This window comes from Paracholeplasma vituli, from assembly GCF_025446935.1.
GTDB lineage: Bacteria > Bacillota_I > Bacilli_A > Acholeplasmatales > UBA5453 > Paracholeplasma > Paracholeplasma vituli.
Genome location: NZ_JAOEGN010000020.1, coordinates 1 through 20482, shown reverse-complemented (window position 1 = coordinate 20482; position 20482 = coordinate 1). Strand labels below are relative to the sequence as shown.

At 36.5% G+C, this 20482-nt stretch carries 19 protein-coding genes and 1 pseudogene; 14 read left to right on the top strand and 6 right to left on the bottom strand.

Annotation, left to right across the window (positions count from 1 at the left end):
* Positions 1-159 precede the first annotated feature (159 nt).
* The 4 genes from N7603_RS08355 (at position 160) to N7603_RS08340 (ending at position 3033) form a co-directional block, all read left to right on the top strand.
* Positions 160-753, top strand: coding sequence for a carboxymuconolactone decarboxylase family protein (locus N7603_RS08355; RefSeq protein WP_262096982.1), 594 nt, complete (start codon positions 160-162; stop codon positions 751-753).
* Between the two features lie 77 nt (positions 754-830).
* Positions 831-1070: a hypothetical protein gene (locus N7603_RS08350; protein WP_262096981.1), complete on the top strand. Its 240-nt coding sequence runs from the start codon at positions 831-833 to the stop codon at positions 1068-1070.
* Positions 1071-1171: 101 nt separating this feature from the next.
* Positions 1172-1774, top strand: a complete 603-nt coding sequence (locus N7603_RS08345) for an SGNH/GDSL hydrolase family protein (protein WP_262096980.1) — start codon at positions 1172-1174, stop codon at positions 1772-1774.
* Positions 1775-1986: 212 nt separating this feature from the next.
* Positions 1987-3033 (top strand): hypothetical protein, encoded by a 1047-nt coding sequence (locus N7603_RS08340; protein WP_262096979.1) that lies wholly within the window; start codon positions 1987-1989, stop codon positions 3031-3033.
* A gap of 53 nt (positions 3034-3086) precedes the next feature.
* Here the strand turns inward: N7603_RS08340 and N7603_RS08335 are convergent, their stop codons facing one another.
* Genes N7603_RS08335 through N7603_RS08320 form a run of 4 tightly spaced genes read right to left on the bottom strand, consistent with a single transcriptional unit; the run spans position 3087 to position 7081 of the window.
* Positions 3087-4235: an extracellular solute-binding protein gene (locus tag N7603_RS08335; protein ID WP_262096978.1), complete on the bottom strand. Its 1149-nt coding sequence runs from the start codon at positions 4233-4235 to the stop codon at positions 3087-3089.
* Positions 4235-5125 carry an ABC transporter permease gene (locus tag N7603_RS08330; RefSeq protein WP_262096977.1) on the bottom strand — a complete coding sequence of 297 codons (891 nt, stop codon included), beginning with the start codon at positions 5123-5125 and terminating at the stop codon, positions 4235-4237. The genes N7603_RS08335 and N7603_RS08330 overlap by 1 nt, the downstream gene beginning before the upstream one ends.
* Entirely contained in the window at positions 5122-5949 is an 828-nt protein-coding gene (locus tag N7603_RS08325) for an ABC transporter permease (RefSeq protein ID WP_262096976.1), read from the bottom strand. The genes N7603_RS08330 and N7603_RS08325 overlap by 4 nt, the downstream gene beginning before the upstream one ends.
* On the bottom strand, positions 5942-7081 hold the full coding sequence (locus N7603_RS08320; protein ID WP_262096975.1) for an ABC transporter ATP-binding protein: 1140 nt from the start codon (positions 7079-7081) through the stop codon (positions 5942-5944). The genes N7603_RS08325 and N7603_RS08320 overlap by 8 nt, the downstream gene beginning before the upstream one ends.
* A gap of 624 nt (positions 7082-7705) precedes the next feature.
* Between N7603_RS08320 and N7603_RS08315 the strand changes: the two genes are divergently transcribed.
* Together N7603_RS08315 and N7603_RS08310 are read left to right on the top strand one after the other, a co-directional pair.
* The gene (locus N7603_RS08315) at positions 7706-8224 is read left to right on the top strand and encodes an RNA polymerase sigma factor (RefSeq protein WP_262096974.1); all 519 of its coding nucleotides are present in this window, start codon (positions 7706-7708) and stop codon (positions 8222-8224) included.
* Positions 8221-8580 carry a hypothetical protein gene (locus N7603_RS08310; RefSeq protein WP_262096973.1) on the top strand — a complete coding sequence of 120 codons (360 nt, stop codon included), beginning with the start codon at positions 8221-8223 and terminating at the stop codon, positions 8578-8580. Before N7603_RS08315 ends, N7603_RS08310 begins: the two co-directional genes overlap by 4 nt.
* Before the next feature lie 11 nt (positions 8581-8591).
* Here the strand turns inward: N7603_RS08310 and N7603_RS08305 are convergent, their stop codons facing one another.
* On the bottom strand, positions 8592-10421 hold the full coding sequence (locus tag N7603_RS08305) for a glycerophosphodiester phosphodiesterase family protein (protein ID WP_262096972.1): 1830 nt from the start codon (positions 10419-10421) through the stop codon (positions 8592-8594).
* A gap of 112 nt (positions 10422-10533) precedes the next feature.
* On the opposite strand from N7603_RS08305, the gene N7603_RS08300 reads away from it, so the two are divergent.
* The 7 genes from N7603_RS08300 to N7603_RS08270 all read left to right on the top strand — a co-directional run bounded on the left by N7603_RS08300 (position 10534) and on the right by N7603_RS08270 (position 18231).
* Complete coding sequence (locus N7603_RS08300; RefSeq protein ID WP_262096971.1) at positions 10534-11544, top strand: CorA family divalent cation transporter; 1011 nt, start codon at positions 10534-10536, stop codon at positions 11542-11544.
* Between the two features lie 239 nt (positions 11545-11783).
* On the top strand, positions 11784-12314 hold the full coding sequence (locus N7603_RS08295; RefSeq protein WP_262096970.1) for an RNA polymerase sigma factor: 531 nt from the start codon (positions 11784-11786) through the stop codon (positions 12312-12314).
* A complete protein-coding gene (locus N7603_RS08290; RefSeq protein WP_262096969.1) occupies positions 12307-12903 on the top strand; it encodes a hypothetical protein in 597 nt (198 codons plus the stop codon). Before N7603_RS08295 ends, N7603_RS08290 begins: the two co-directional genes overlap by 8 nt.
* 6 nt (positions 12904-12909) lie before the next feature.
* Complete coding sequence (locus N7603_RS08285; RefSeq protein ID WP_262096968.1) at positions 12910-13389, top strand: hypothetical protein; 480 nt, start codon at positions 12910-12912, stop codon at positions 13387-13389.
* 14 nt (positions 13390-13403) lie between these two features.
* Positions 13404-15101, top strand: coding sequence for a S8 family peptidase (locus N7603_RS08280; protein WP_262096967.1), 1698 nt, complete (start codon positions 13404-13406; stop codon positions 15099-15101).
* A gap of 35 nt (positions 15102-15136) precedes the next feature.
* Positions 15137-16126 carry an HD-GYP domain-containing protein gene (locus N7603_RS08275; RefSeq protein WP_262096966.1) on the top strand — a complete coding sequence of 330 codons (990 nt, stop codon included), beginning with the start codon at positions 15137-15139 and terminating at the stop codon, positions 16124-16126.
* A 107-nt stretch (positions 16127-16233) separates the two neighbouring features.
* Positions 16234-18231, top strand: coding sequence for an HD domain-containing phosphohydrolase (locus N7603_RS08270; RefSeq protein ID WP_262096965.1), 1998 nt, complete (start codon positions 16234-16236; stop codon positions 18229-18231).
* Positions 18232-18280: 49 nt separating this feature from the next.
* On the opposite strand, the gene N7603_RS08265 is transcribed toward N7603_RS08270, so the two are convergent.
* On the bottom strand, positions 18281-19885 hold the full coding sequence (locus N7603_RS08265) for an ABC transporter ATP-binding protein (protein ID WP_262096964.1): 1605 nt from the start codon (positions 19883-19885) through the stop codon (positions 18281-18283).
* 94 nt (positions 19886-19979) lie between these two features.
* On the opposite strand from N7603_RS08265, the pseudogene N7603_RS08260 reads away from it, so the two are divergent.
* Positions 19980-20482: pseudogene (locus N7603_RS08260) on the top strand (hypothetical protein); the annotation flags it as partial.

The following is a 20482-nucleotide window of genomic DNA, read 5'->3' as shown; positions in this document are numbered from 1 at the left end:
GAAGGATTAAGACAGTACAAATTAGCTTTAGAGATATAAAAGAACTAAGAACCGTAGGGACTACGGGGATAGCCTATTGAGTCACTGGTGGGTACACTGGTTTGGATAGGAAGCCCTCACTTCTATTTAAGTGGTGGGTAGTTCACAGGAGAATTTAATATGAGCTTTGAAGATAAACGCAAATTTGGATTTTTCGAACACCTGCCAATCATCGTCCGTGCAGCACGTTCATTTTTATATTTAAGACTTTTCAAGAAAAAGAATGGTATGAATTTTAAGTTTAAAGAGCGCATTATGCTCGCAGTCACTGAAGTTAATGGGTGCACGATTTGCTCATTCGTCCATACCAAACTCGCTTTGAAAGCGGGGTTAACACAAGACGATATTCAAGAATTGTTAGCTGGTGAACTTGTAGGTGTACCCAAAGAAGAAGCCTTAGGGGTTTTATTCGCAAAGGATTATGCCTTCAACAAAGAAACCATCGATCCTGCTTTCTATCAAAAATTAGTAGACACTTACAACATACGTAAAGCGAGAGCTGTTTTAGGGGTTAGCGAAATGATCACTATGACCAACAGCATGGGATTAGCGCTGGGTTACTTGAAACGTTCATTGAGCTTTAAACATGTTAAAGGGTCTAACATCTTGAATGAAATCTTCATTCCACTTTCAACGATGGTCTTATTCCCCCTCTTATTAGTGTTATTTTTGCCCTATATTCCTTTCTATAGTGCACGTTTTAAAAACAAATAAAAATATTTTTCAAAAAAGCGGACAAAATCCGTTTTTTTTTCGTTTTATTAGGTAGAAAAGCATACGGGGGTATGAATATGAGACTTATTAAAGTAGATCAAGACAATATTTTTATCGATGGTGATTTCATCGAAATCGAAGACGTAACGGCTGAACTATTAGAAGACATTGTTGCTCACGCGATGAATGACCAAGTGGTATTTGATATCCACCCAGGTAATCGTCATCCGCTCGCAACGTTCTTAAGAATTGTTGAAAAAGATGCTCAACCGGACTCACCATTTCGAAAAAATTATCACCAAGTGAATCAAAAATAAGCAGTACCAAAAATACCTTCTCATAGGCTAAAGGCCTCCCTCCCTTTAGCCTTTTCATTTGTCAAAAAACATGATACACTAATACACGAGGTAGATAACAAATGAGACTATTATTTCAAGGCGATTCAATTACGGATTGCAACCGCAATCGCGAAAATGGAATGGATTTAGGCCATGGCTATGTCCGCAAAATCCAAGAAGCTTTACCCAACCATGAAGTATTAAATAGAGGCATTTCAGGGAATAGAACCATAGATTTAATGCAACGTTGGCAGAAGGACACATTAGATTTAAAACCAGATTTCTTATCGATTTTTATCGGTATTAATGAAGTTTGGCATTACCACTATGACCAAAAAGTATTAACCCCTAGAATGTATGAAGACTTCTATGAAAATCTGATTAAGCAAACACAGTATTTATTACCAAACACCAAAATCTTATTGATTGAACCTTTTGTTTTCCCAATTGGTGTGTATCAAAAGAGCTGGGATGTGGAGCTTTTAGAAGAACAAAAGATTGTAAAAAAACTAGCTACACAATTCAACACCCTATATTTACCATTACAATCGATTTTAAATCAACACCTAGATCGCTACAGTATGGAAGCTATGGCAGGCGATGGTGTACATCCTTCTGACTTAGGTCATGAAATCATTAAGGACGCAATCCTTAAAGTCATCAAACCTGCGTTAGGTTTATAACGGACTCTTATTGCGATTGGTACAGGCTCTATACTTTAGTGGAATACGGCACATCCAAGCGGTTTTAACATCATTTTTATTAACAAAATTAGTATGAAAAATCAGCAGATAATGCTGATTTTTTTCACTTTAATAATAGTTAATAATATCATGGTATTTCAATACTAACGGTGTTATAATGAAAGTGTTAAAATACATAGAAGGAGATTATTATGGCGATACTTAATCAAATCCCTACCAAAACCATTCCACTATCCAAAACAAAATTTACGAAGTATGAGGTTTTTCAAAAAGACTCACCCGTACAATTAGCTGGCTATTTTATCTATAAAGATATGGATAGTCAAAATGTTGTAGTCAGTAAAAAAATCAGCTTCGGATTCAGAAACCTATCCAATCAAAATGTGGTGGCTATCAAAGGACGATTCAGCCAATATGACCCATTCGGTGAATCCTTAGGTGAACTCAATTATAGTTTGATTGAAATTGATAACCATACACCAGGTTCAGTGAGTGGTGAAAAACTTTTTATGGACTGCTTACTATCCACTGCAACCATTGAGTTTAAGATTGACCAAGTTATCTTTATGGATGGATCCAAATGGAGTGCTACCACTTATGAATTCTTATCGATGGAGTTTTCAAAGAAAGAAATCTTGGAATCTGATCTAGAAGTCATGAAGTATGGGTGGGGTGTTACTGCGCGTGGGGTCCCACTTAAAAACTATTACACATCCAATGAACATTTCTATGCCTGCCCGTGTGGAAATGTGAATCCTATAACCAACACGGTCTGTCCAGTATGTAAAGTCGAACACGAATCCGCGAAATCGTTTATGAATGAGACTGCATCCACTGAACTCGTGGCTAAGATGGTAAAAGAAGTTCTATTCCAAATAAACAGATTATTCCCGGATGCGGTCTATTTAGATTCAAGTGATAAGATTCGTTTTACCGAAAACGCAGTTTTATTTGATGATCAACCTTTAAAGAAACTAAGAGAATTTGGTACTTATTGGAAAGGTGTCCACCCGCTCATTAAAGCTGAAATCAAGAAGAAGGGTGAATTCCTTAAACGATTAGATGATATCCAAACTCAATTGGTAAATACTGAAAATCAAAAGAAACTAAAAGAGGCACAAGCGAAGAAAGAAGAAGCCCGTAAATCTCGAAACAAGATTCTACTTATCTTATTAGGGGTTGTGGTTGCGATTCCACTGGTTGCTTTAGGTGTTGCCTATTTAATATCCTTATTTTGATAAAAAAAATGCTTGGACTTTGACAGTCTAAGCATTTTTATTTTTGTCTTAAATTAGCTTCTAACGTTATCGATCATCGTGTTGATTCTATCGATATCTGCTGGTTTTAAAGCGGTTAGTGGTGCAACGGTTAAAACGGCATCCTTATCGTAATAAGTTTGGTTTGCTAAAGCCCAGTTACGGTACCATGCATCGGTTGAAGATAAGTTCGCAATAATTAAGTCATAAGCTTCGACTAAACCAGCTGCATAACCAACCACTTCAGCGTTTAACGCAACCATTTCAGGTTTCAACATGAAGTTGATGAATTCATGGGCACGGTCAACGTGTTTAGACGTGTTCGGAATCACCATCATATCTGAGAATACGAAAGTCGTTTCAGGGATATAAATGTTGAATTGAGCTTGAACTTGAGCTAAGGTTTTACCTTCTTCTAATTGGATGTATAAACGGTCTAGATAATCCCCTGTGTAAACAAGAGCCATATCTAAGTTACCAGCCTCAACGTTGCGTTTTAAGGAGTCATCGCCCCATTCAACGAAGTTTGCTTGGTCGATGGCTGCTTGAGCTTGTGCTAATAATTCGGTTGAAAACGTGTTCACGTTTTCACCTAAATATAACATCGCACCTGCGTAAGCGAATTGTGGAACGTCATACATACCACGTTTTACGCCTGCAGGGGCTTTGGATGGGTCGAAGTAAGCACCCCAACCGTGTGTTTCTAAAGCAGTTTTTAATCCTGCAACACGGTTATTGTAAATAATACCGAATGTACCCCAGAAATAAGGAACAGCGTATTCTGTATAATCAACAGTTTTAGATGTTCTTTCTAGGGTAGTCGCAGTCATCGAATCAAAGATTTGATCGACAGCGGACATGTAAGTTACGGATGAACGGTTAGGAAGTAAATTGTAATCGAGTTCGATTAACATGTTTTCTTCTTGCATCTTCTCGATCATATAATCGGAAGGAATGACGATGTCATAAGCAGTTGTGCCACTCTTAATCTTAGAGTAGAAGGATTCATTCGAATCTGTTACGTCGACGATAACACGGTATCCGAATTCTTCTTCAAACTGTGCAACAACCTCATCGTTGATGTATTCACCCCAGTTTAAGATACGTAGGGTAGGGCGGTTATCACAAGCGACTAACGCAAGTGAGACAATCCCCATTAAAGCCAAAACCATTATTTTTTTCATTACTTTGCTTTTCCTTTCTTATGGATAAATTGAGAACCAATCAGTCCGACCATAATGACTAAAGTCAATAAGGTGGAGAATGCATAGACAGATGGGGATAGATTACGTCTACCCAACACCCCATAAATCCAAATGGAGAGGTTGTCAAAACCAGCACCGGTATTGAAGAAACTGATGACGAAGTCGTCGATACTCATCGTAAGTGCTAACAACATACCACTGAAAATCCCTGCTTTAATGGCAGGTACTACGACATAGACCAATGCTTTCATCGGTTTTAAACCGAGGTCAGCAGCGGCGTCTACCAAGTTCGCATCCAACTCTTTAAGTTTAGGCACTACACTCAATACCACATACGGTAATGTGAAGAAGAGGTGGGCTAAAACGAGGGTCGGTAAACCAAAGATACTAATAGACGCATCTGGATTAAACAGTTGCGCAATCATATTGATGAGGACCATGACAAATCTAAACATGATCATCAAAGAAAACCCGGTGACGATATCGGCATTCAAAATCGGCACGTTATTTAAAAACATCAAACCACTGCGTTTGTTTTTTGGCAAGTGGAAGATTCCAATCGCAAAGAATGTTCCCAAAATGGTTGCGAGGGTAGTCGCGATGAAGGAAACCAATAAGGTATTCTTGATCGCACTCAAGAGCTCGCGTTCATTAAATATGTTTGCATACCATTTGAGCGTGAAGGTTGAAAATCTGGTGGTCACCACAGAACTGTTGACCGATTGAATCGCAATAATGATGATAGGTAGATATAACATCAACATCATTAAGACGAAGAAGATGATACCAAACCATTTTAAGAATGGAGCTAACCATTCACGGTTTTTAAAGCCATAATCTTCAATGCGTGCTTTTGGGAAATTTGTCATAGTAAGGTTTCTCCTTCTTTGTCAAATCTTCTAAGCAATAAGATCGCACCGAAGATAATCAATAATATGGTAGAGGCTAATAATGCACCATCATTGAAGATGGTGTAGTTGAATTTGGTTTCAATAATATTACCGATAAACACGATTTGGCCTTTAGATAAAATCTTAGGAATCGCGAAACCTGAGAAGGTTGGTAAGAATACCATGATGGAACCCGTAACGACCCCTTTAATAGAAAGGGGAAGCACAACGTATAAGAATGTTTGGAAAGGTGTTTTACCCAAATCAGCAGAGGCTTCAATGAGCGAGTTGTCAATTTTTTCTAAAGCAGTGTAGATCGGTAAAATCATGAATGGTACATACGTAAATACCATCCCGATTACGACTGCGATGGGTTTACCAGCCATACTTGAGAATGGACTGAAACCAATAAGTGAAGTTAGAATATTATTTTCTGACATGATATTGGATAAAGCATCGATACGGAGAATTAAGTTACTCCACATCGGTAAAATGACCAACGTCATAATGATAAACTTGTTAGCAAAATTAGAGCGGTAGACCAAATACGCAGTTAAGTATCCGAATAACATCGATACAACCGTTGTGATGGTTGCGTAGGTTAGACTGTTTCGAAAACCGACAATAATCGATTTTTCACCGAACAAGTCAAAGTTTTCTAAGGTAAAACCAATATTTGAAAAACTAATGCTGGAGGTTAGATTTGTAAATCCTAAAGCAACTAACCCAATCATGGGTATGAACACCAGGATATACAACCATATGCGATATGGATTGGCTAACTTGGTATACGTCTTATTCATTTTCCTTACCCATTAAATGGATTTCATAAGGGTCCACTTTAAGACCAATCTTGGAACCCACTTCAAAGTGTTCGTAATCATTAACCATAATGTCATGATCATGAGCACGCACAACGTGTTCGTTGTGAACCCCTCTGAATAGACTGAAGGTGACTTGACCTTCGATGGATGCTTTCTCAGCTGGGACAACGTCAAAGTCTTCTGGACGGATGACCACATCGACTTTTGAACCAATTGGGAAGTTTTCATAACCAATGTATTTGAACTTAGAACCTAAGAAAGTAACTTCTTGTTTACCAGTTATTTCACCATCGAATATGTTGGTTTCACCGATAAAGTGTGCAACATAGCGATTAACTGGTTCATTATAGATGGATTTTGGCGTTCCGAGTTGTTCAATATTACCATTACGCATAACGACAATACGATCAGACATTGTCATCGCTTCTTCTTGGTCATGCGTGACGAAGATGAAGGTAATCCCTAAGTTACGTTGCATTTCCTTTAATTCATATTGCATGTTTTGACGTAACTTCAAGTCTAAAGCGGCTAGAGGCTCATCGAGTAATAGAATTTTTGGACGGTTGATTAAAGCACGAGCTAAAGCGACACGTTGTTGTTGTCCACCAGAAAGCTGGTCAATCTTACGGGTATCGTACCCGGATAGTTTTACCAACGCCAACATTTCTTTTGCATCCTTAATAATGAAGTCAGCAATCGTCTTTCTTAATTGACGGGTGTCTTTTAAGAGCGATCCATCTGGACTGATGGTTTCAAGACGACGTTTGTAGAATGTGGTTAAATACGATAGCGATCTATGGTGTAAACCAAACGCAACGTTATTGATGACATTCAAATGTGGGAATAACGCATAGCGCTGAAATACGGTGTTGATCGGTCTCGCAAACGCAGGGATTTCAGCGAAGTCTTTGCCTTCAATGGCAATGACACCGCTGTCTGGTGTGACGAATCCACCCAACATTCTAAGCGTTGTGGTCTTCCCACAACCGGATGGACCTAATAGGGTGACAAACTCATTTTCATAAATGGTCAAATTGATTCCATTTACAACATTTTCACCGTCATAGGTTTTAACAAGATTAACTAATTGAATTAAAGGTTTCTTTTCCAACTTCGGGCTCCTAGGTACATTAATATTTTTTTACTGATGATTATTATATACTTATTTTTCAGGATTTCAAGCATTTTAAACGAAAAAAAAATAGTTTTTTTTTGATAGTGCTTACATTCATTTTTTGCAACCCTCAAAATCGCTTTATTACGCTATTATGCTTGATTATTTGATTTTAGGGCTTTCAGATGAAAATGTCAATATTTTATGGGGAAAAACAAGGGATTTTCGAGGTTAAAAATACCACAAAAAATAGCTATATTTTAAACTTAAAAAAAGTCATAATGTGAACAAATATAGAAATGCCTTTTTACAAGTTTGTAACGGTTTAAATGGCACGAAATGGATTCAAAAAATGAGGCACTTTTTTGACTACAAAAAATTAGAATAAATAATCCATCCTATTCGCTTACGAACCCAGAACCTTTGTGTTTGAGAATACAATTTAATCTCAGTTTATAGATTAAATGATAACGTTATTAATATGTACAATTAACAATATTTGTTATAATGAGAATGTCAAAGTTCGATTTTTTAGTAATTCAGGCAGAACTATTCAAGAAAAATACATTTTTCCGCAAAAAAACAACTTTTTTAACGTCTATATGATAGGGGGAACCAAATGTGCACATTTCCAGTAAACTTATACGGGATATGAAGCATGGCAGTGAAGAAGCCTTCAATACCATCTACGAGCATTACCACAAACTCATCTACTACATTGTTATTCAATACGTAAAAAACAGTGAAGTAGCTAAAGATCTCACTCAGGATGCTTTCATTAAAATGTATAATGCAGTCAGAAGTAACGAGGAACCTAGAAACTTTCATCCTTGGTTTGTCACCTTAACGAAAAACATCGTTTTTGATCATTTTCGTAGGAATAGACTAAACCAGTATGATATCAACAGTGAAAAAACATTAGCAGAATTCCCCGATCCTAGCTATCAAGCCGCCCCCGGCGTCATATCTTTTCAATCACTTTCCCCATTAGAAAAACAAATCCTCGATTACAAAATTGTCTTCAATCTTACATTTAAAGAAATCGCAGATACCACTGGGATGACACTGAGTGTCGTTACGAAGATCTATTATGGTATGCTTGAAAAGCTCAGAATAGAAATGGGAGGTAACACAATATGAAAAAACAAAACAATTTCATAAAACGTTATCAAGCTGATTTCGATCAAGCATTTATTGTCCCACAAATGCTAGATGACATTAAAAGAGAGCTCACATTTACCCCCCGTATTATTTTCACATGGAAGGCAAAATTTCGATTAGCTTTTGAGTTGATATTTTCATTGCTTGCGCTATATGGTGTGAAAATAACTTATTCAACTAACGCAAGTTTCGGTTTAAATGAAACTTCAGGTCAGTCCGAACAATTTTGGATTTTGGTCGTAATGAGTGTATTATTCGCTACTTGTTTCATCATCGATTTCTCATATAAACTCATCAAACTATATCGTTTAAGAATTAAAAAAATGGCTAAATGAATAGCCATTTTTTATCGTGTTGTAAAGAGTTGTCGAATCAAATCCTGAAATAGAGTAGGTGTGATTTTTTCATAGGCTAGTTCAATAGCGAGAAGTGGATCATCGGTAATAATCCCATCTACGTCATAAGACACAGCCATTTGAATATCCGCACGGCGGTTTATGGTCCAACCATAAGCCCGTTTTTCACGAATATGGATCATTTGAATGTATTCAGGGTTCGCCTTAATCATGTCAAAACGGAGACCGTAACTGTCGACATAATCGAGATCGAGTACTTCTGAGAGTGAACCAAAGAATACAGGTATTAACATCATGGTTTCCAAATCGGGGTTCAAACTTTTAATTACTCTAAGTTGGTCTCTACTGAAAGACATGAGGGTTGTAGAATCAATCATCTCGTACTCGATTAGTAGTTCAACCACTTTCGCTTCAATACCCGGTGTTCTACCTTTGATTTCTAAGTATAAATCCACCTTACCTTTAATCAATTCCAGTACCTCTACCAAAGAAGGAATCTTAACCCCCGAAAAGGCTGGGTGGTACCATGTTCCTGCATCCAAAGTTTGGATTTGTTCAAAGGTTAAACTTTCTATGTAAGCCCCATTGGACAAGTTAGTCGTACGGTTCACAACGGTATCGTGGAATAAGAATAGCACACCATCCGATGACATTCTAACATCGATTTCAACAGCGTCAGCACCTTGTGCGATGGCAGTTTCCATCGCGATTAATGTGTTTTCTGGGGCGTAAATCGAAGCCCCACGATGGGCGATGACAGAAGGTCGGTTAAAGAGTTCAATCGGTTGTCGATCGGCACCAACGATTTGATAGACCGTACTGATATTTAAAATGACTAATACTAATAGAGTAACAATCGACAATTTCGTTCCCCACCGCCTAATCTTCGGATTGGGTTTTAATATATCTAGGTTCAAGACTTTAGGTGTAACTACGCTTTCATCTCTTTGGTAGACAATCGCGTTCATATAAGCGATATTTATCGGGATATAAAATAGCGTAGATAAGAAACCTATAAGAGCGTATACAGCGTAGATTAAAGTAAATAGGGTCGGAATAACGTACCCTTCACCACGGGTAATTTGAATCAACCAACCGATGAATAAGAGAATCATGAAGTATATCCCATAGATAACCATATTCATCGTGAGGTTCATTAAAAAGAATTCCAACATGGTACGTATACGTCGATGTTTTAAAATCTTTTGGTTTTCTTTTAGGGTTAAGATAAGCTTACTGGGTTCTAATCCATAGATGGGTAAGAATAACATGGTATTGATGAAAATGACGAAGATGATTATAGTCGTAATCATAAAAATTCTGTTAATCAGCTCATCAGCTCTGAGTTCATTGATAATTAATGGGAGTTTTATGGTTGAAATAAAGCCATAAACTGATATGAAACCAATGATATAGATGAAACCAATCATTGGAAGAATTAGAAAAAGTGCACGCCCTTTAACAACCGATTTAACTTCTTCAATCCCGACTCGCCAAAGTTGTTTTAATGATAATGAAACATCGTGAATTCCATAGCGATATAGTGCCTGTAAACATAAGATTTCAACCAAGAAATAAAGGATTAATAGTATCGATATCAAAAAGACAATACTTAAGGTTAAGGGTGAGGTTAAGTAAGGGATAAAATCTTTATTTGTGATATAGACGAATTGACTGTATTTAATCGACAAATCAAACAGTCTTGTGACAGTCGGGTAAAGTAAAAGAACCCCGAACAAGCGGTAGATAACTTCAAAATAGATGAGGGTTTTTATGTTGTGACCTAAACTTTTGGCCATGAGGTGGAGTAGTCGAGTCATTCAATCACCCCTTCTTTACGTTTATTTTATCATGTAAAGGCCTAACTGATGCAAATAATTCCTTTGTATCCCATTGTTAAACAAGGTATACTTAAATTAAGAAGGTGACATTATGAAATTTAAAGACTATTTTACACCAAAATCGATGGTGTATACTGGCGAACACACCAATATCAAGACGACAATTAAGCACTATCAATACAACAAAACAGATTTGATTATTACACGGGATTTTGATAAGAAACCAGATTTGAAACACTACATCCAAGTCATTGGCTTATCTGATGTTGATGCGATCATGAAATTAAAGGATGTTTACCCTGTCGAACCTTTCATCTTAGAAGACGTTTTTAACGTGAGCCAAAGAAATAAAATTGAAGAGCGAAAAGATTATATTTTCGCCGTTTTTCATGTTAATTATTTTAAAGACAGTATACGCGAAGACTATATGAGCCTGCTATTTTTTAAAGACACCATCATTACCTTTCATGAGAAAGAACCAGATTGTTTAGAAGCTCTATACCCTCTATTTGAAAGCTATAATGAACTAAGAGAACGGGGAAGTGACTTTCTATTCTATCAGATTCTTGATATTATCACAGACCGTCATATCGACTTGATGGAACATACACAAATTGAAACCGAAAAAATCGAAGAAGAAATTCTTGAATATAAATCGGTTGACCAAGAAGCGTTCTATCAAATGCGTAAGACACTCTTGAAACTAAAGAGTAATGTCACACCGATTTTAACTCAACTCGATTCGATTGTGAGCAGTCAAAAAGGCTATATTCAAAATGAACAAAGTCCTTATTTCGATGACTTAAAAGACCACTTATCACGATTGGATGATCGCTTAAATGAAGCACGTGAGTTGATGCGTCACTTACTCGATTTACACATCAACAACCAGTCCAATAAGATGAATGAAATCATGAAGACACTCACATTATTCTCTGCGATATTCATACCGTTATCTTTTTTAACAGGTTTCTTCGGGATGAATTTTGTGCACTTTGATGTACTTGAATACGAATATGCTGTATTGATATTTGTCTTCAGTTGCATCATCTTAGCCTTAGGTATGCTTTATTTGTTTAAACGGATGAATTGGTTCAAATAAGCCTCCATAATGGAGGTTTTTTCTTATCTATCATTTTCGAACAATAAATAAAAACTAACAAAATTCATAATTTTGGGTGTTATAATCAACGTATGACGCGATTTTTCCGTCTCGATTCGGTGGAAAAACGCGTTTATACTAAAAAAGAAAAATATTTTTAAGAAAAGTGGACAAAATCACGATTTTTTTCGTTTTATTAGATGAGAAGATATTTTTGTCCATTAATAGGGGGACGATTAATGGAAACGAACAGACTAGTTGAGGGAATCCGTAAGAGGAGCGAGTCTGCTTTTAGAAAGGTTTATGACAATTACTTCAAGCTATTGAAGCATGTTATATACAAAATGGTTAAGAATCATGAGGTTGCGAACGACTTAGTACAAGAGACGTTCATGAAAATGTATGAACGGATCAATACGTACACCATCGATACCAACTTCAAATTTTGGCTTATTCAAATTGCGAAAAACACCACTTTAGATTACCTCAGAAAAGAACAAAAACAATTAGATATCACCATCAATGAAGATGCGGTTGAGAATTACATCGATACCCATCAAGATGTGAACCACAATCTGCTTTACAAAAAGATTGAAGCGATTGTAACTAAAGACGAATATGAAATCGTCATTTTAAGAATCTTCCATGGATTGAAATTTCACGAAATTGCAGCCATGTTAGAGATAACCACAGCAGTAGCCACAAATAAGTATGCCAGAGCAATTAAGAAGTTAAAGAAGGAACTTCGTGAGGAGGATTTACATGAATAAGAAAATTAAAACTCTAGTCCAAAAGTATGAAAAGGACATGCAATTTGAAAATCGATTTGATGAACTCAAAGACAAACTCGATTTAATACCTGACCAGAAATCATCGGATGATGTAATCGTAATTAAAAGAAAACTCATTCCAGCATATTCCATGATTTTAGTGTTAATGATGTTAATTACAGGAATTATCGGGTTACAATTCGGATTAAACACTAATTATTTATCCGGACCTGAACATGTAGATTACATGGAGAACAAACTCTCTGACACCGCAGATATTTACATAAGAGAATCTATAGAAACGATTATTATCGATAAAAATACAAAAGTAAGTATTTATATCGGAATTAAGGATGGCATGAATATATTAATCTTCAAGTCAGAGTTTAATGTTCTATATTCGAATCTATTTATCACCGTTAATTCTAATACGATTGAATTAACAGATAACACTGATGTTGGTTTATTAAATGTGGACGATATAAGTAATGTATCCATGAACTATAGTGTAGAACATTCAACTGGAGAAAGCTTTTCTAAATCCATCAGTCGAGACTATTCTGCATATTTTGAATGGCTTCTAGGTTAAAATCGAATGAAAAAATACTACCTATTTACGCTTTTAGCACTGTTTGCTTTGCTAAGTGGATGTTCATCCAATAAGAATTCAAAGGTGCTCTATAAAATAGACAAACAAACCTCTTATTCAACCGATGAGATGTTAGAAACATTGGATGATTATAAAGATGGTTTAGTCATATACATTGTATTGAAATCTGAATATGTTTCAGATGACTATAAATCCTTGGTTGAACCTGGTATGACAGCTCAAGAAATTGATGAATTAATTAAGGAAATGAGATCAATTTCAAAACAATATTTCACGAACTTGAATCAAGACTTCATAGATGAATTTGATCTAAATAAGTTTGGAGTTGTGGAATTTGCAAGCTATAGTTCAAACATCACGATTTATTTAGGTGATGACGAAGTTACAGTACAAGAAATCAATGAACTCATCGAAATGTCACAATCCGATCAAGTTGAGTTTGTCGAAATTAGAAGATTCAAATAGGGGGAACTAATTGAATGAAGAAATTAATCATGATGGGCTTATCTACCTTAGGTTTGCTCATGACCATAATGGTCGTTGTTAAAACACCTGTTGTCGCATCCTATGAGATTATTAGAATGACAAACCAAGCTGATGAAAAGATTGTTTTCGAAGGCTTTACATTAAATCAATCTGCATCTACTGAAGAGATTGAAGCAGAAGTAGATGAAACTGCAAACGAGATTGTCACAGTCGCAGTCCAATTTGACTATGAACTCATCTCGGATGCAAGATATTACATAAATCGTAGAACTAACATTAACTATTTCATTGCTGAACAGAGAAGATTATCCAAGCAATATCACACAGCAATGAATACAGAATTAGCAGCAGCTCTAGAATTAGAAGGCTATCAAACACAGTACGTTTCAACCTATTCACCATTTATTGAATATGAATTCGAAAAAGAAGTGTTTGTTGAAAATGTAGATAATATCGTTGGTGAATTAGTTGAAAGCGATGTTGTTGCAACAGCGTATATTCAAAATTCATTAGATAAAGAAGCTGCCAATATCAATACTGCCATGTTTACAACTGGTAGTTACTATCCAGTTATCAATGGAGAAGTAAATGGGACTGGTGTTACAGTTGGTATTCTTGAAGATGGAATTGTAGATAAAAAACATACAAACATTGCAGGTAGCAATATAAGTGTGCGCGATGAATGGTGGTTCATTGAAAATGTATCAAGCCACGCAACCCAAGTAGCATCAGTTATTGGTGCCAACACCGGTATCGCACGTGGTGCAAAGCTATTAAGTGTTGAGCTTTATGGTGGCGCTTCTGAAGAAATTGACTGGATGCTAGATCGTGGCGTGAACATTATTAATTTAAGTTATGGTGAGTCAGCTAAATCGGTAACTGGAACATACTCATCACAATCCGCTTATATGGATTATGTTGTAAGAACAAATTTCGTGACTATTGTCGCAGCAGCAGGTAATTTTGGAGCCACACATGGCTATGTTGGAAATCCAGGATTAGGCTATAACGTGATTACTGTTGGAGCTACTAATCTCACTGGGACATACAGAGAAGATTATTCTTCATACGTTGTACTTAAAGGGCCGTCAAAACCTAATATTGTTGCACCTTCTGGAATTAAGATTCCTGGGTACACTTCAAATGTAACGGGTACAAGTTATTCTGCACCAGTTGTGTCTGGATCCATAGCCTTACTTATGGAAGAGTTTCCTGAGTATAAATTATTTCCTGAAAAGGTAATTGCGCTACTATCAGCTTCATCAAAGTACATTTCAGGATTTCCAAATTATGGTTCTGAAGGGTATAACTATGAAGTAGGTTCTGGCTTATTTGACTACAAAGAAGCACGTGAAAATCCTAACTATACATACTCCTATGTAAATACATCAGGTACGAGCGGTGTATTCAAACAAGTCTATTTATATGTTGAAAGTGGAAAAACAATAAAAGCAGCCTTGTCATGGCTCTTAAACAGCACAAACTCGACTACTATTAAACTAACAGATTATGATTTAAGATTATTTGATCCGAGCAATCGTTTGGTTGCGTCTGCTAACTCTGTGCATAACAACGTTGAGGTGGTTGTATTCAACACTTCAACAAGTGGTTTATACCGCTTAGAAATCATGCAAAATGGTTCTTTAGCAAACGGTAAAGATTGGATAGGATTGTCCTACAGTATTCGTTAATTTGTATTACAAGATTCATGAAAGGAGGTAACCATATGATGAAGGTTTTGGTTGCTGAAAGCAATGAGCAAAACAGAAATCAACTTGTTCAGTATTTAGAAGATGAACAAATTCATGTTCTAACAGCGAATGATGGACAAGAAGCCTTAGAAGTTTGGAGTAATGAATACCCCAAAATTATCATCATGGATGTCGATAGTCCCGACATCAATGGTTATAGTTTGATTGAAGAAATCCGCCGTCGTGAATTAGATCATACTTATATTATTGTTACCACCAGTGACGAAGATGTCATATTAGGTCGTAGTTTTGATGTTGGTGCGGATGATTTCTTGTCGGTGCCGATTCGCAAAACAGAACTTATTTATCGTATTAAAGCAAGTGAAAAGGTATTATCAAATCAAGAAAACCAAACGGTCATTTATGCACTTGCACAACTCACAGAAACGCGTGATGTTGAAACAGGTAAGCACCTAGAACGCATTGGTCTATATGCGAAAGTCATCGCTACTGAACTAAACGAAAACCCACAGTATGGCTCACTCATTTCGTCACAATTCATACATCACTTATCCTTGAGCGCTGTCCTTCATGATATTGGTAAAGTGGGCATTGAAGATGCGATTTTAAGAAAAACGGGTATTTATACCCAAGAAGAACGAAAAATTATGCAAGCTCATACGATTATTGGAGCCAATACGATTGACAAGGTTGCGGACAAATACCCATTCATGGGTTTCCTCAAGATGGCTTCAGAAATCGCACGATATCACCATGAAAAATGGGATGGTAGTGGTTACCCTGAAGGCTTAATCGGTGAGGCTATTCCGTTATCTGCACGTATTGTCGCTTTAGCAGATGTGTTTGATGCCTTAATTACGGAACGTTATTATAAGCCGAAATATAGTTTCGAAGAATCAAAGAAAATCATCCTTGAGTCTTCTGGTTCACATTTTGACCCTATAATTGTGGAAGCTTTCTTAAAACAAGAAGAAGCTTTCAAAGAAATTGCAGCAATCGAATAACATTTAAAACGCCAAACGTGGCGTTTTTAATTAAATCAAGCCTATTTTTCATAAAAGACGTTATAATATAGATAGTCATAGTTATTGATTTGTTAGGGGGTATCCATATGGTTTACCAAGAGGTTGTGGATATAGTCATCAATTTGATGAATAATGGGTTGATTTTGCTAGTGCTCGTTTTTCTATACGCAGCTACGAACTTCGATCCAGAAAATAATGCACTTAGAAAAAAAATCATCGCCGGACTCGTCAGTGGATTCTCGGTATTATTCATTATGGCGAATCCATGGAAACTAGAAACAGGCTTGATCTTTGATACAAGATCGGTTTTATATGGTATCACTGCCTATTTCTTTGGCGGTGTACCAACTTTAATCGCGATGGCGTTTGGGATTACGTATCGCGTATCCATCGGTGGTTCAGGCGTCTATGCAGGTGTGCTAACGATTTTATCCACATCAGCCATTGGTTATATATGGCGAAAAACCAATCAATCTAAATATTTTAAAAACCGATTCCTAGAATTTTATACCTTAGGGGTATTACTCCATATTGCAACACTCCTTGGATTCTTTTTATTACCAGATGGTTTTAATATTATCATTGACTTATTGATTCCATATTTAGGATTGTTCCCAATCCTTGTAATGCTAGTGGGTGTTGTTATCAGTAACCAACAAGTCCGTATTCACTTAAATCAGAATTTTAAAACACAAACCCAACTGTTACAAGCCTCCATGGATGCGACCATTCATATGGAAATCTATGCTGTAGACTTAAATTTTAAATACCTAACATTTAATCAGTTTCATGCGCTCGCAATGAAAAACTATTATAATCTAGACATTGCGCCAGGAGAAGATTTCTTATCCATTATTGAAAATGACGCGATGAAATCAAGACTTAAACAAAACATTCAAAAAGCGATGAATGGATTCAATCATGTCGACACCATTAAAGTCGAAACAGAAAAAGAGAAGTATTTAGAAGAACATTACGCACCTATTTATGAAAATAATCATATCATCGGAGCTACAGTGTTCTCCTATGAGATTACAGATCGTAAGAAATATGAATCCTCGATTTTATATTTATCCTATAATGACGCTTTAACCGGATTATACAATCGTCGTTTTTATGTAGAACGTTTGAATGAATATAAAGATCCCAAGTTCAATCCGGTATCGCTTATTTTATGTGACATTAATGGATTGAAAATTATGAATGACGCCTTTGGACATGACGCTGGTGATGAACTCTTGCTTGAAGTGTCCAATCTCTTAAAACAAACCTTCTCAGATAAAGGCAATGTCTGCCGCATTGGTGGTGATGAATTTGTAATCTTACTGCCAAATACCGAACTCACTACTGCCCAATACCTACTTGAAAAAGTGAAACGGATTCTATCCTCTAAGTTTATTCACGGGATGTCAGTATCCGTATCTTTTGGAATCAGTTCAAAAGAAAAAGATGAAAAAATCGAAGAAGTCTTTAGAATTGTTGAAGAACAAATGTATAAAAACAAACTCTTCGAAGTATCCTCTCACCGCAGTGAATCGATCAAGACCATTCTCAATACACTTCATGAGAAGAATCCAAGAGAAGAAAAACACTCGAAACGGGTCTCCGAGATTTGTATTCAAATTGGTAAGAAATTACACATGAAGTCTGAAGAACTCCAATTGTTAAAGGCGATTGCGAATTTACACGATATCGGTAAAATCGCGATTGATGAATCGATTCTCAACAAGCCAAGTAAACTCAATGATGCAGAATGGGAAATCATCAAACGCCATCCAGAGATTGGGTACAGAATCATATCGACTTCACCAGAATACGCAGAGATTGCGTATGATATTTTATCACACCATGAAAAATGGGATGGCACAGGGTATCCACGAGCACTATCCGGCCAAAACATACCGATTCGTGCTCGAATCATTTCGATTGCGGATGCGTATGACGCGATGGTATCTGAAAGACCCTACCGTAAGTCATTAACACATAGAGAAGCGATTGCTGAGATTAAAAAGAATAGTGGAACTCAGTTTGATCCCAACTTAGTAAGAATATTCCTTGAACTCTTCGAAACCAAAAAAGAATAATAAAAGCACCTGTGAATAAGATTTTTCTTACACCACAGGTGCTGTTTTTCTAGATTTCGATGGTTCGATTCGGTTTGATGTCTCGTAGGTCACGGTGAGAGATAAAGACAATGGTTTTTTGTTTCAATGCTTTAAGGTTTAATAAGACTTTCTTTTCAGTTTCACTATCTAAAGACGAGGTCATTTCATCTAATAATAAGATGGGTGCCTCTTTTAGTAATGCCCTAGCGAGCGATAACCTGGATAACTGTCCTAAGGATAATCCCGCACCGAGTTCACGTAATGGGGTTTGGAAGCCTTTTTCGGTTTCTAAAATATCGTGATAAATCATCGACGTTTGACACGCACTGATGATTTTATCCATTGAGATGTCCTTACCTAATGTAAGGTTTTCGATAATGGTATTACTCATTAAGAATTGACCTTGTGGAACATACGAGAAGTAAGGTCTCGTCGTTTCACTGATTTCATAGGTTACTTCATCAAGTTTTAAAGTGATTGAACCCGAGGTGGGGGTATGTAATCCTAATAACAGTTTAATCAGCGTTGTTTTACCTTTACCAGATTCCCCTTTTAACCAGATAATTTCACCGGGTTTTATGTCAAAGGAGATTTTATCTAAAACCATGGTTTGTTCATACTGAAAGGATACGTTTTTAATCTCAATCTTTTTAAATGGATAAACCGGCATTCTAGTGGATGATTCATTTTCGGTGTTAAGCAGTGATTCAATACGTTCTAGTGAGGCTTGCCATTGATTGTATTTTACAACGAGTGAAGATAACCCAGAAAAAGGACTCTGAATGTTTTGAACCAGTTGAATGATCGCGACTAAACTACCGATAACCAAAGTGCCTTGATTTAAGCGGTAAGCTCCAAAGAGGATTGCGAACACATAACCAAAGGCGAAGAAGCCATGTAAACCGAGGCCAGTCCATGCGGCTAAAGCCTGTTTGTTCAAACGTTTTTGATAATAATCTAGTCCAGCCGCTTTTATTGACTCAAATTCGGTTTCTTCAGCTTCAAATGCCTTAATGACTTCTAAGTGCGTTAAGCCTTCTTGAAGGTTCAAATACAAGCGGTCTTCTGAGGCGAGTGCGGCTTTTTGAACCTGTTTAATCTTTTTGGATAATAGCCTAGAGACGAGAAATAACACAATACCCAGTGCAACAAACAGTAATGCGAATAACGCATCCAATATAAACAATACAATGAACGCACCTAAGAATCTAAAAACATAGAATGTGACTTTTGGTAATAAATCAAAGGTACCGTCTGTAATCATCGTTAAATCGGTTTTAAAGTGATTCATATAAACGGCTGAGTGTTCTTTACCAGCTGTTTTTAACTTTGACTTTAATAATTTTTCATATAAATCCTGTCTCATGGTGGTTTCTAAATGATAAGTCGATTTGGCTTTATAGTATTGATTGAATGCCGATAACAACAACTGTGAAGCCATCACGAACACTAAAACACCACCATAAATGAAAAGAAGGGTAAGGTCATCGTAATGATCAATCGCGAGTTTAGAAAAATAAGCGAAGATAATCGCGGTTGTAGATAACAAAAACGATAAGCCGGATAATAAGATTAAAGGCTTAAGGAATTGGTTTCGATACGGTTTTAATATTGGATGTATTGTTCTTTGCATAGGACACCTCTAAGTAGATTGTATCATAGGAATTCATAAGAAACTGTTTAAAATATTGTAAAACAGTTATAATAAAGATAACTATGAGGTGGCTATGAAAACATATCTGATTGCGGGAATCCCTTTAGCACTTAAATATCACTATCCGGATTTCCTAAACGATAACATCGAAAAATACGAAAAAGACATCCAACCTAAGTATGTGATTGAAACAAAGCTCGTTTCAGAAATCAAATCTTTAACTAACCCCTTTATGCAAGACACTTATAGAAGGTTCTATCAAGATGATACCTATCAGACTATTCAAGTTGTCAATAAAGAGGGTCAAATAAAGTACGAACTCAAACATACGCTTAATTACGAATCCACAATCATCACAATCGTTGAAGTTTTGACTAAAAAACCAGCTGAGATGGAATACATCTTCATATCGATGATTTTCTTAGACATCGCGATTTTAAATGGGTTTGTCCCACTCCACGCTTCTTGTATCGTTAAAGATGACGAAGCCTATTTGTTTAGTGCCCCTTCTGGTACAGGCAAATCTACCCATGCAGGCTTATATAAAGAAAAGTTTAACGCCTTTAACCTCAATGA

Excerpts from the sequence above, each read along its gene's own strand:
- N7603_RS08355 (WP_262096982.1), top strand. The coding sequence starts at position 160 with ATGAGCTTTGAAGATAAACGCAAATTTGGATTTTTCGAACACCTGCCA.
- N7603_RS08350 (WP_262096981.1), top strand. The coding sequence starts at position 831 with ATGAGACTTATTAAAGTAGATCAAGACAATATTTTTATCGATGGTGAT.
- N7603_RS08345 (WP_262096980.1), top strand. The coding sequence starts at position 1,172 with ATGAGACTATTATTTCAAGGCGATTCAATTACGGATTGCAACCGCAAT.
- N7603_RS08340 (WP_262096979.1), top strand. The coding sequence starts at position 1,987 with ATGGCGATACTTAATCAAATCCCTACCAAAACCATTCCACTATCCAAA.
- N7603_RS08335 (WP_262096978.1), bottom strand. The coding sequence starts at position 4,235 with ATGAAAAAAATAATGGTTTTGGCTTTAATGGGGATTGTCTCACTTGCG.
- N7603_RS08330 (WP_262096977.1), bottom strand. The coding sequence starts at position 5,125 with ATGACAAATTTCCCAAAAGCACGCATTGAAGATTATGGCTTTAAAAAC.
- N7603_RS08325 (WP_262096976.1), bottom strand. The coding sequence starts at position 5,949 with ATGAATAAGACGTATACCAAGTTAGCCAATCCATATCGCATATGGTTG.
- N7603_RS08310 (WP_262096973.1), top strand. The coding sequence starts at position 8,221 with ATGAAAAAACAAAACAATTTCATAAAACGTTATCAAGCTGATTTCGAT.
- N7603_RS08305 (WP_262096972.1), bottom strand. The coding sequence starts at position 10,421 with ATGACTCGACTACTCCACCTCATGGCCAAAAGTTTAGGTCACAACATA.
- N7603_RS08300 (WP_262096971.1), top strand. The coding sequence starts at position 10,534 with ATGAAATTTAAAGACTATTTTACACCAAAATCGATGGTGTATACTGGC.
- N7603_RS08295 (WP_262096970.1), top strand. The coding sequence starts at position 11,784 with ATGGAAACGAACAGACTAGTTGAGGGAATCCGTAAGAGGAGCGAGTCT.
- N7603_RS08290 (WP_262096969.1), top strand. The coding sequence starts at position 12,307 with ATGAATAAGAAAATTAAAACTCTAGTCCAAAAGTATGAAAAGGACATG.
- N7603_RS08285 (WP_262096968.1), top strand. The coding sequence starts at position 12,910 with ATGAAAAAATACTACCTATTTACGCTTTTAGCACTGTTTGCTTTGCTA.
- N7603_RS08280 (WP_262096967.1), top strand. The coding sequence starts at position 13,404 with ATGAAGAAATTAATCATGATGGGCTTATCTACCTTAGGTTTGCTCATG.
- N7603_RS08275 (WP_262096966.1), top strand. The coding sequence starts at position 15,137 with ATGATGAAGGTTTTGGTTGCTGAAAGCAATGAGCAAAACAGAAATCAA.
- N7603_RS08270 (WP_262096965.1), top strand. The coding sequence starts at position 16,234 with ATGGTTTACCAAGAGGTTGTGGATATAGTCATCAATTTGATGAATAAT.
- N7603_RS08265 (WP_262096964.1), bottom strand. The coding sequence starts at position 19,885 with ATGCAAAGAACAATACATCCAATATTAAAACCGTATCGAAACCAATTC.